The sequence below is a fragment of the Variovorax sp. V116 genome, from assembly GCF_041154435.1.
GTDB classification, from domain to species: domain Bacteria; phylum Pseudomonadota; class Gammaproteobacteria; order Burkholderiales; family Burkholderiaceae_C; genus Variovorax; species Variovorax paradoxus.
Map to the genome: position 1 here is coordinate 1637579 of NZ_AP028661.1, position 11300 is coordinate 1648878.

Consider the following 11300-nt stretch of genomic DNA (forward strand, 5'->3'; position numbering starts at 1 on the left):
GAGACAACGGACGCACGATGACCGCTCCCACCGCCACGCTCCAGCTTCGCGTTGCCGAAGCGCGCCAGCTCAATCCGCTGATTCGCATGCTGCGCCTCTGCGCCGAAGACGGCCGCGCGCTGCCCGGCTTTGCGGCCGGCGCGCACATCCGCGTGCAGGTCTCGCTGCCGGACGGCAGGACCGACTGGCGCCACTATTCGCTGATCAACTTTGCGACGGCGCGCAACGCCACCAATGCGCCGACGGAATACGTGATTGCCGTGCGCAAGGAGGCCGAGGGCCGCGGCGGCTCGCGCTTCATGCACGAAGGACTGAACGAGGGCGACACGCTCGCCATCGAGGCACCGAAGAACGACTTTCCGCTGCACACCGGCCCCGGCGGCTCGGTGCTGGTGGCGGGCGGCATCGGCGTCACGCCGCTTGCCACCATGGCCGCACGCCGCCGCGCCGAGGGTGCCCCGGTGCGCATGCACTATGCCGGCCGCAGCCGCGAGCTGATGGCCTTCCTGCCCGAGCTGCAGGCGCTGCTCGGCGACGACCTGCGCGTGCATGCCGACGCCGAAGCCGGCGCGCCGCTCGACATCGACGCGCTGCTCGACGGCGTGCCCGCCGGCGACCGCCTCTACGTCTGCGGCCCCAAGGTCATGCTCGACGCCGTGCTGGCCCGCACCCAGGCGCGTGGCTGGGAGCACGACCGCGTGCACTTCGAGCTGTTCACCGAGCCGGTCGCGGAAGAAGGCGACCAGCCCTTCGAGGTGGAGCTTGCCCAATCGGGCCAGCGCTTCACCGTGCCGGCCGGCCAGAGCATCCTCGACTGCCTGATCGAGCACGGCTGCGACCCGATGTTCGACTGCAAGCGCGGCGAATGCGGCGTGTGCGCCGTGCCCGTGCTCGAAGGCGAGATCGATCACCGCGACTACGTGCTGACCGCGCGCGAGAAGGCGCAAGGCAATGTCATGCAGATCTGCATCTCGCGCGCCAAGGGTGCGCGCCTGGTGCTCGACATCTGAAAGAGGAGCCACGAGAACCATGACCTCGTACCGAGACAACCCCGATGCGATCCGCGCGCTGGTCCAGGACGACCGCGTGCACCGCGACCTGTACACCAGCCAGGAGCTGTTCGAGCTGGAGCAGGAACACTTCTTCGCCAACACCTGGAACTACGTCGGCCACGAGAGCCAGCTGCCCAAGCCCGGCGACTGGATCAGCAACGAGATCGCCGGCCGCCCGCTGATCGTCGCGCGCCACTCTGACGGCAGCGTGCGCGCGATGATGAACCGCTGCGCCCACAAGGGCTCGCGGCTGGTGAACGGGCCTTGCGGCAACACCGGCAAGTTCTTCCGCTGCCCCTACCACGCCTGGACCTTCAAGACCGACGGTTCGCTGCTGGCCATTCCGCTCAAGACCGGCTACGAGAACACCGCGCTGCACGAGTGCGAATCGGCCAAGGGCCTGACCACGCTCAGGTATGTGCGCAGCCACCGCGGCTTCATCTTCGTGAAGATCAGCGATGCGGGGCCCGACTTCGATGACTACTTCGGCGATTCGCTGAGCTCCATCGACAACATGGCCGACCGTTCGCCCGAGGGCGAACTGGAAATCGCCGGCGGCTGCCTGCGCTTCATGCACCAGTGCAACTGGAAGATGTTCGTCGAGAACCTCAACGACACCATGCACCCGATGGTGGCGCACGAGTCGTCGGCCGGCACCGCCAAGCGCATGTGGGCCGACAAGCCCGAAGACGAACCCAAGCCCATGGCGGTGGAGCAGTTCGCGCCCTTCATGTCCGACTACAAGTTCTTCGAGGACATGGGCATCCGCACCTACGACAACGGCCACAGCTTCACGGGCGTGCACTTCAGCATCCACAGCAAGTACAAGGCGATCCCGGCCTACGACGACGCCATGAAGGCGCGCTACGGCGAGGCAAAGACCGCGCAGATCCTCGGCATGGCACGGCACAACACGGTGTATTACCCGAACCTCACGATCAAGGGCGCGATCCAGGCGATCCGCGTGGTCAAGCCGATCTCGGCCGACAGGACGCTGATCGAGAGCTGGACCTTCCGCCTGAAGGGTGCACCGCCCGAGCTGCTGCAGCGCACCACCATGTACAACCGGCTCATCAACTCGCCGTTCTCGGTGGTGGGGCACGACGACCTGCAGGCCTACCGAGGCATGCAGGCCGGCCTGCATGCGAGCGGCAACGAGTGGGTGAGCCTGCATCGCAACTACGACCCGTCGGAGCTGAAGGGTGGGGAGATCACCACCGGCGGCACCAACGAGCTGCCGATGCGCAACCAGTACCGCGCGTGGGTGCAGCGCATGACGGAGACGATGTGATGGCCGGCACCGAAGTCACCCGCCAGGACCTGATCGACTTCGTCGTGAACGAAGCGCACCTGCTCGACACCCGCCGCTACGAGGAGTGGAACGCACTCTTCACCGACGATGCCTTCTACTGGGTGCCGCTGGTGCCCGACCAGGAAGACGGCCTCAACCACACCTCGCACCTCTACGAGGACAAGCTGCTGCGCGAACTGCGCATCGAGCGGCTCAAGAGCCCGCGCGCGTTTTCGCAGCAGCCGCCGAGCCGCTGCCATCACCTGCTGCAGGTGCCGGTGGTCGAGCAGTTCGACGCCGAGGGCAATCGCTTCGTGCTGCGCACCGGATTCCACTACACCGAGTCGCAGGGCGACGAACTGCAGTTCTATGTCGGCACCTTCTTCCATCACCTCACCGTGCGGGACGGTGCGCTGCGCATGACGCTCAAGCGCGTGAACCTGCTCAACTGCGACGCGGCGCTGCCGGCCGTGCAGCTTTTCATCTAGGGACGCGATGCAACACGCCACCGTCCATCAAGTTTTCGCAGCGACTGCCGAGCGCACGCCGGAGGCTGAGCTTTTGTTCACTGAATCGGTGACCGCGGCCGCCTACGGCATTGCGGCCGGCGCCACTCGCTGGGGCGAGGCCGTGGCCGAGGTCGAGCGCCTGCGCGCGGCCTATGCGCAAGCCGGCTATGGGCACGGCCACCGCGTCGGCTTGCTGCTGGAGAACCGGCCCGCGTTTCTCTTCCATTGGTTCGCGCTCAATGCGCTGGGCGCGAGCGTGGTGCCGATCAATGCCGAGATGCGCTCGGCCGAACTGGCCTACCTGATCGGCCACAGCGAAATCGGCCTGGCCGTGACGCTGCCCGAGCGCGCTGCCGACCTGCACGCGGCGGCTGCACAGGCCGGTGTGGCCTTCGAGACCATGGGCCCCAACGATGCGGTGCCGAGCGCGAAGACGGCCGCACCGCGGGCGCATGAGCCTGTCGGCATCGACACCGAATGCGGCCTGCTCTACACCTCCGGCACCACCGGCCGCCCCAAGGGCTGCATCCTGAGCAACGCCTACTTCCTGCGTGCCGGCGAGTGGTATGCCGCGCTCGACGGCGTCTGCAGCATCCGGCGCGACGCCGAGCGCGTCATCACGCCGCTGCCGCTCAACCACATGAACGCGATGGCCTTCTCCACCATGGTGGTGCTGGTCGCGGGCGGCTGCCTGGTGCAGCTCGACCGCTTCCATCCGAAGAGCTGGCTCGCGAGCGCACGCGAAAGCGGCGCGACCATCGCCCACTACCTGGGCGTGATGCCCGCGATGCTGCTTTCCGCACCGGCATCGGCGGCCGACCGCGACCATGCGATCCGCTGGGGCTTCGGCGCCGGCGTGGACCGCAAGAACCACGCACCTTTCGAAGAGCGCTTCGGCTTTCCGCTGGTCGAGGCCTGGGCCATGACCGAGACCGGCGCGGCCGCCTGCATTATGGCCAACCAAGAGCCGCGGCTCGTGGGCACGAGCTGCTTCGGGCGGCAGGAAGACTTCGTCGAGATCCGCCTGGTGGGCGAGGACGGCAGCGACGTTGGCACCGATGCCCCGGGCGAGTTGCTGGTGCGCTCGGCCGGCGACGACCCGAAGCGCTACTTCTTCTCCCGCTACCTGAAGGACGACGAAGCCACGCGCGAAGCCTGGGCCGATGGCTGGTTCCACACCGGCGACCTCGTGCGCCGCGATGCCGAAGGCAACTTCTTCTTCGTCGACCGCAAGAAGAACGTGATTCGCCGCAGCGGCGAGAACATCTCGGCCGTCGAGGTGGAGAGCGTGCTCAACCAGCACCCGGCGGTGAAGGCCTCGGCCGTGGCTGCCACGCCCGATGCGGTGCGCGGCGACGAGGTGCTGGCCTGCATCGTGATGCGCGAGGAGGTCGCCGATGCCACGCAGCGCGAGCAGATCGCCGCCAGCATCGTCGAGCATGCGCTTGCGCAGCTGGCCTACTACAAGGCGCCGGGCTATGTCGCCTTCGTCGACGCATTGCCGCTCACGCCGTCGCAGAAGATCCAGCGCGGCCAGCTGCGCGAGATGGCGCAGTCGCTGCCGGGCCAGGGCCATTGCATCGACACGCGCTCCATGAAGAAGAGGCAGGCATGACGAAACGACGACTCTCCTACGAAGGCGTCGCGGTGGCCGTGCCCATCACCGTGCCCTATGTGCGCTACTCCACGCGCACCGCGCACTGGTTCATCGGGCAGGCCATCGAGGCGCTGGTCGAAGCCAGCGGCGTGGCCAAGGAACAGATCGACGGCCTGTGCCTCAGCAGCTTCTCGCTCGCGCCCGACACGGCCGTGGGCGTCACGCAGCACCTGGGCCTTTCGCCGCGCTGGCTCGACCATGTGCCCACGGGCGGCGCCTCGGGCGTGATGTGCCTGCGCCGCGCGGCGCGCGCCGTGCAGGCGGGCGATGCCGACATCGTGGCCTGCGTGGGGGCCGACACCAACCATGTCGACTCCTTCCGCCAGACGCTGGGCAGCTTCAGCAACTTCGCACGCGATGCGAGCTATCCCTACGGTTCGGGCGGACCCAACTCGATCTTCGCGTTCATCACGGCCAACTACATGCGCAGCTACGGCGCTCGGCGCGAGGACTTCGGCCGCATCTGCGTGGACCAGCGCACCAATGCGCTCGGCAATCCGAACGCGATGTTCAAGAAGCCGCTCACGCTCGACGAATACATGGCCGCGCGGCCCATCTCGGACCCGATCCACCTGTTCGACTGCGTGATGCCCTGCGCGGGCGCCGACGCCTTCCTCGTGATGAGCGAGGAGCGTGCACGCGACCTCGGTCTTGCGCATGTGGTGATCCGCGGCGCCATCGAGCGCCACAACGCCTATGCCGACGATCCGGTGATGGTGCAGGGCGGCTGGCGCATGGACCGCGACGATCTGTATGCGCAGGCCGGCGTGCAGCCCGCCGCGCTCGACTTCGTGCAGACCTACGACGACTATCCGGTCATCGTGATGATGCAGTTCGAGGACCTGGGCTTCTGCGAGAAGGGCGAGGGCGCGGCCTTCGTGCAGGCCAACACGATGACCTTCGACGGCAGCTTTCCGAACAACACGAGCGGCGGGCAGCTCTCGGGCGGGCAGGCCGGCGCGGCGGGCGGCTTTCTTGGCATGGTCGAGGCGATCCGCCAGTTGACCGGCCAGGCCGGCCCTCGGGCGGTGCCCGACGCGCAGCTGGGCCTCGTCGCCGGCTTCGGCATGGTGACCTACGACCGCTGCCTCTGTACGGGCGCCGTCATTCTCGGGAGACCCGCATGACGATGCCCCTGATGCGCCCCCCGCGCAAGAACCCGGTGCTGCGCACCCGGCAGATGAACCTGCCGCCCGGCGCGCGCGGCCGCGTGGCGCTCGGCCTCACGGCGGCCGCGGCCGAAGGCCGCTTCGAGCTGCAGACCTGCGACCGATGCGGCACGGTGCAGTACCCACCGCGCGAGGTCTGCCACAAGTGCCTCTCGGCTGCTCTGCGCTGGCGTGCGCAGAGCGGCGAGGGCGAACTGCTCGGCAGCACCACGCTGCACCACAGCAACGACCTGTTCTTCCGCGAGAGGCTGCCCTGGCGGCTGGGCCTGGTGCACCTGGATGCCGGCCCGACGCTCATGGTCCACCTGCATGGCGAGGTCGGCGATGCGCCGCAAAGAGTGCGCGTGGGCGCCCGGCTCGACCGCGCGGGCCAGGCCGTCCTCATTGGTTTTCCGTTTGAAGGGAGTCCCCACATGGCCGACGACAAGATGCTGCGTGAAATGACCAGCGACCCCAAGTTCCGCAAGGTACTGGTGACCGACGGCAAGACCGAGGTCGGCCAGGCCATCGTGCGCGCGCTGGTGAAGGCCGGCGCCGACATCGTCTGGGTCGGCCACGCCGAGCCGTGGAAGAAGATGGGCGAGGGGCTGGACGACATCTCGGCGCTGCCTCAGGTCACGCTGGTGCCGCTGGACCTGACCAACGGCCGGCAGGTGACCGAGCTCGCGGGCTCCATCGGCGGCAAGGTCGACATCGTGATCAACAACGCCGAGGTCCACCGCACTTTCGGCATCGGCGCGCGCCGCGGCACCGACGTGGCCAAGGCCGAGATGGACATCAACTACTTCGGCCTGCTGCGCCTTGCGCAGGAGTTCGGCCCCGCGCTCAAGGGCCGCTCGGCCGACGGCGCGACGGGCGCCACGGCCTGGGTCAACCTGCTGTCGATCTACGCGCTCAGCAACTTCCCGCCGCACGGCACCTTCAGCGCCTCGAAGGCGGCCGCGCATTCGCTTGCGCAGTGCCTGCGCGCCGAGATGCGGCCCGCCGGCATCCGCGTGATCAACGTGTTTCCCGGCCCCATCGACGACGAGTGGAACCAGCACACACCGCCGCCGAAGCTCGCGCCCACCGCGCTGGCCAATGCCATCGTCAAGGCGCTGCGCGACGGTGTCGAGGACGTGTATCCGGGCGACGTGGCGCAGGAGTGGCTGGAGCGCTGGCGCGACAACCCCAAGGTGCTCGAACGCGAGCTCGCGGCAGGCGGCTGAGAACAGGAGCCACACGATGACCACAACCACCACCGAACTGATGTCCGCCGCCGAAATCCTCGGCGGCCTCGTGACCGCGATGGCCAGCGGCCGCATCCGCGTGATCGACCTCACGCAGACGCTCACGCCCGAGTTCCCGCAGATCGCCTTGCCGCCCGAGATGGGCCAGTGCTGGCCCTTCCGCATCGAGGAAGTGTCGAAGTACGACGAGCGCGGCCCGGGCTGGTACTGGAACAATTTTTCCTGCGGCGAGCACACGGGCACGCACTTCGACGCACCGATCCACTGGATCTCGGGCCGCGACCTGCCGAACAATTCGGTCGACACAATTCCGGTGCAGAACTTCGTGGCGCCGGCCTGCGTGATCGATTGCTCGGCCGACGTGCAGGCGAACGACGACTACCTGCTGAGCGTGGCCGACATCGAGCGCTACGAGGCGGCGCATGGCCGCATTCCGAAGGGCGCATGGGTGTTGATGCGCACCGATTGGTCCAAGCGCAGCGACCCCGAGGCCTACCAGAACTTCGACGAAACAGGCCAGCACACGCCCGGCCCGAGCACCGAGGCCGTGCGTTTTTTGGTCGAGCAGCGCGACGTGCTGGGCTTCGGCTCGGAAGCCATCGGCACCGATGCCGGGCAGGGCTACCACCTGCGTCCGCCGTATCCGTGCCACTACTACATGCACGGCGCGGGCCGCTACGGGCTGCAGTGCCTGAGCAACCTCGACCTGCTGCCGCCCTCGGGCGCGGTGCTGATCTGCCCGCCGCTCAAGATCGAGAAGGGCAGCGGGAGTCCGCTGCGTGTGCTGGCGCTGGTGGGAGCCCCGCTATGACTCGCCGTTCCCGCATTGGCTTTGGCTCCTTCTCCCGCTCGCGGGAGAAGGCGGGGAATGAGGGGGCCTGCGAAGGCCTCAGGGGTCACCCTCACCCCAACCCTCTCCCGCAAGCGGGAGAGGGAGCAACACGGGGAGAGCGCGCATGAACAAGGTAGCTGCAGTCACCGGCGGCAGCGCCGGCATTGGCAAGGCCATCTGCGAAGACCTGCTCGCGCAGGGCTACGAAGTGATCTCGCTCGCACGCCGCAAGTCCGGCATCGACCACCCGAAGCTGCACAGCATCGAGGTCGACCTGAGCGACCGCGCCGCCACCGGCGAGGCGGTGCGCGAACTGGTCGATCGCTTTGCGCCGACCACCATCGTCCACAACGCCGGCGTGATCCGCGCGGCCTTGCTGCCCGAAGTGAAGCTCGACGACCTCGATGCGCTGGTCGACCTGCACCTGGGCTGTGCGATCCAGCTGGTGCAGGGCGCATTGCCTGCGATGCGTGCGCAGCGCTTCGGCCGCGTGGTGCTGCTGTCGTCGCGCGCCGCGCTCGGCCTGGCCACGCGCACCAGCTACTCCGCGACCAAGGCCGGCATGCTGGGCATGGCGCGCACCTGGGCGCTCGAACTCGCTGCGGACGGCATCACCGTGAACGTGGTGGCGCCGGGCCCGATCCGCACCGACATGTTCTACGACGTGGTCGAGGCCGGCAGCGAGAAGGAACGCGCACTCGCCGCCTCCGTGCCCGTCAAGCGCCTTGGCGAATCGGCCGATGTGGCACGCGCCGTGCGTTTCTTCGCCGACCCGGACAGCAGCTTCATCACGGGCCAAGTGCTCTACGTCTGCGGCGGCACCAGCGTCGGCAGCCTTGCTCTCTAGTCATCACCGCGTTCACTCGTTCCGTTCAAAAACATCACCTCTGGAGCATCGCCATGAAAGTCCTGAACCGATTCCGTGCCATCGCGGGCATTGCCGCGGCCTTTGGCGCCCTGAGCGCCGCGGGCGCGTGGGCCGCCGATCTCAAGGTCGGCTTCATCACGTCGCTGTCGGGACCAGTGTCGTCGCTCGGCATTCCCTACGAGAAGGGCATGAAGGCCGCGCTCGCCTACAAGGCGGATGTCGGCGGCCGCAAGATCCAGCTGGTGCAGCTCGACGATGCATCCGATCCGTCCACCGCCGCGCGCAATGCCCGCAAGATGATCGATGAGGACAAGGTCGACGTCATCATCGGCACCGCAGGCTCGCCCGGTGCGCTGGCCATTGCCGGCGTGGCGCGCGAGACGAAGACGCCGCTGATCTCGATCGCCAACGCCAACCTGCCGGGCGAGGAGGGCGCCTGGATGGTCACGCTGCCGCAGCCCGCGCCGCTGATGGTGAGCGCGGTGGTCGAGCGCATGAAGAAGTCGGGGGTGAAGACGGTCGGCTACATCGGCTTTTCCGACGCCTGGGGCGACCTGGTCTACGACGCGCTGCAAAAGAGCGCGGAGCCCGCAGGCATCAAGATCGTCTCGAACGAGCGCTATGCGCGCGCGGATTCGTCGGTGACCGGCCAGGTGCTCAAGATCGTGGCGCTGCGTCCTGACGCGGTGATCACCGGCACCTCGGGCACGCCGGGCGCACTGCCTTACCTGGCGCTCGCGGAGCGCGGCTACAAGGGCCAGATCTACGGCATGCACGCACTGATCAACCCCGACTTCGTGCGTGTGGGCGGCGCCTCGGTCGAAGGGCTGCTGGCGCCGACCGGCCCCGTGATCGTGGCCGAGCAGCTGCCGAGCGAGAACCCGATCCGCAAGGTGTCGATGGAATTCCGCGCGGCCTACCAGAAGGCCAACGGCGCACCGCCGACCGATGCCTTCTCGGCCTACACCTTCGATGCCTGGCTGCTGTACCTCGATGCGGCCCAGCGCGCACTCGCCACCAAGGCCGAGCCCGGCACGCCGCAGTTCCGCCTGGCGCTGCGCGACGCCATCGTGAGCACCAAGGAGCTGGTGGGCACGCACTCGGTCTACAACTTCAAGCCGACGGACCGCTATGGCTCCGATGAACGGTCGCGTGTTGTCGTGAAGCTGGAGAAGGGGCAGTGGAAGCTGGTTCCTTGATATGACGGCTTGCTTTTTTGATCGTCGCGGTGCGGGTGCGGGTCATTCGGGGCGCGCTCCCGCCGACGGGGTACCTTGCTCCGCGAATGTCCCCCGGCCTTCGGCCTCCTCCTTGATTTCGCTGCGCAAGGCACCCCATCGACGGGAGCGTTGTGCGGAGGGGTCGTTGATCAGCTGTGCATCCAGAGCGTGTCCTCGTGCACAGGGCATCGGGTGCTCCCCGCAGCGAAATCAAGGAGGAGCCGAAGGCGGAGGACATTCGCGGAGGGGAGTACCCGGTGGCCTGTGCACACGCCCTGAACAGCAGCGCAAAACAACCTTGGAGCACCAACAATGAAACAGAACCTGACCCGAATCCTGGCACTCACCGCAGCAGCACTCGCGACCGCGCAAGCCATGGCGGCCGACCTGAAGATCGGTTTCATCAGCTCGCTCTCGGGCCCGGTCGCTGCACTGGGCGTACCGTACGAGAAGGGCATTCGGGCCGCCATTGCCGAGCATCCCGAGATCGGCGGCCGCAAGGTCCAGCTGATCGTGCTCGACGATGCCTCCGACCCCACCACCGCCGGGCGCAACGCGCGCAAGCTCGTGGTGGAAGACAAGGTCGACGTGCTGATCGGAACCTCGGGCGTGCCGGGCGCGATGGCCATTGCGTCCGTGGCGCGCGAACTCAACACGCCGCTGATCTCGCCCACGCCCGTCACCATCCCCGGCCCCGAAGGCGCGTGGACCGTGACCGTGTCGCAGCCATTCCAGCTCATGGTCGCGGGCGTGGTCGAGCGCATGCAGAAGTCCGGCGTGAAGACCGTGGCCTTCATCGGTTTCTCCGACGCGCTGGGCGACCTGGCCTACGACTCGCTCGTGAAGAGCGCCGATAAGGCCGGCATCAAGGTGGTGGCGAACGAGCGCTATGCGCGCAGCGATTCGTCGGTGGCCGGGCAGGTGCTCAAGATCGTCGCGCAGCGGCCCGATGCGGTGTTTGCCGGCAACTCGGGCACGCCCGGCGCGCTGCCCTACCTCGCGCTGGCCGAGCGCGGCTACAAGGGAAAGATCTACGGCACGCATGGCCTCATCAACGCCGACTTCGTGCGCGTGGGCGGCGCTTCCATCGAAGGCCTGCAGGTGCCCAGCGGCCCCGTGCTGGTGGCCGACCAGTTGCCCGACAGCAACCCGATCAAGAAAGTGTCGATGGGCTTTCGCAGCGCCTACCAGAAGGTCAACGGCGCGGTGCCGACCGATGCCTTCTCGTCCTACACCTACGACGCCTACCTGCTGCTGGCCGATGCCGCCTCGCGCACCAAGGGCGAACCGGGCACTCCGCAGTACCGCAGCGCACTGCGCGACGCCATCGTGGCCACCCGCGAGCTGGTGGGCACGCACGGCATCTACACCTTCAAGCCCGACGACCGCTATGGCTCCGACCAGCGCGGCGTGGTGATCGTGCAGATGAACAAGGGCCAGTGGAAGCTGGTCCCCTGAAAGAAACCTGAGCGC

Annotated in this window: 10 protein-coding genes; all 10 read left to right on the top strand. The window is 67.8% G+C overall.

Annotated features, from left to right (window positions below):
- The first annotated feature begins 17 nt into the window (after positions 1-17).
- The 10 genes from ACAM58_RS07640 (at position 18) to ACAM58_RS07685 (ending at position 11285) form a co-directional block, all read left to right on the top strand.
- The gene (locus ACAM58_RS07640; RefSeq protein ID WP_062362654.1) at positions 18-1010 is read left to right on the top strand and encodes a PDR/VanB family oxidoreductase; all 993 of its coding nucleotides are present in this window, start codon (positions 18-20) and stop codon (positions 1008-1010) included.
- A gap of 19 nt (positions 1011-1029) precedes the next feature.
- On the top strand, positions 1030-2343 hold the full coding sequence (locus tag ACAM58_RS07645; RefSeq protein WP_062362651.1) for an aromatic ring-hydroxylating dioxygenase subunit alpha: 1314 nt from the start codon (positions 1030-1032) through the stop codon (positions 2341-2343).
- A complete protein-coding gene (locus tag ACAM58_RS07650) occupies positions 2343-2831 on the top strand; it encodes an aromatic-ring-hydroxylating dioxygenase subunit beta (protein ID WP_062362648.1) in 489 nt (162 codons plus the stop codon). Before ACAM58_RS07645 ends, ACAM58_RS07650 begins: the two co-directional genes overlap by 1 nt.
- Before the next feature lie 7 nt (positions 2832-2838).
- Positions 2839-4467: an AMP-binding protein gene (locus ACAM58_RS07655; RefSeq protein WP_062362645.1), complete on the top strand. Its 1629-nt coding sequence runs from the start codon at positions 2839-2841 to the stop codon at positions 4465-4467.
- Positions 4464-5636 carry a thiolase family protein gene (locus ACAM58_RS07660; protein WP_062362641.1) on the top strand — a complete coding sequence of 391 codons (1173 nt, stop codon included), beginning with the start codon at positions 4464-4466 and terminating at the stop codon, positions 5634-5636. Before ACAM58_RS07655 ends, ACAM58_RS07660 begins: the two co-directional genes overlap by 4 nt.
- On the top strand, positions 5633-6886 hold the full coding sequence (locus ACAM58_RS07665; RefSeq protein ID WP_062362639.1) for an SDR family NAD(P)-dependent oxidoreductase: 1254 nt from the start codon (positions 5633-5635) through the stop codon (positions 6884-6886). Before ACAM58_RS07660 ends, ACAM58_RS07665 begins: the two co-directional genes overlap by 4 nt.
- Before the next feature lie 16 nt (positions 6887-6902).
- Entirely contained in the window at positions 6903-7718 is an 816-nt protein-coding gene (locus ACAM58_RS07670; RefSeq protein WP_062362636.1) for a cyclase family protein, read from the top strand.
- Positions 7719-7863: 145 nt separating this feature from the next.
- Entirely contained in the window at positions 7864-8586 is a 723-nt protein-coding gene (locus ACAM58_RS07675) for an SDR family NAD(P)-dependent oxidoreductase (protein ID WP_062362633.1), read from the top strand.
- A gap of 53 nt (positions 8587-8639) precedes the next feature.
- Positions 8640-9806, top strand: a complete 1167-nt coding sequence (locus tag ACAM58_RS07680; RefSeq protein ID WP_062362630.1) for an ABC transporter substrate-binding protein — start codon at positions 8640-8642, stop codon at positions 9804-9806.
- Between the two features lie 333 nt (positions 9807-10139).
- Positions 10140-11285, top strand: coding sequence for an ABC transporter substrate-binding protein (locus ACAM58_RS07685; protein ID WP_062362627.1), 1146 nt, complete (start codon positions 10140-10142; stop codon positions 11283-11285).
- Positions 11286-11300: the final 15 nt, after the last annotated feature.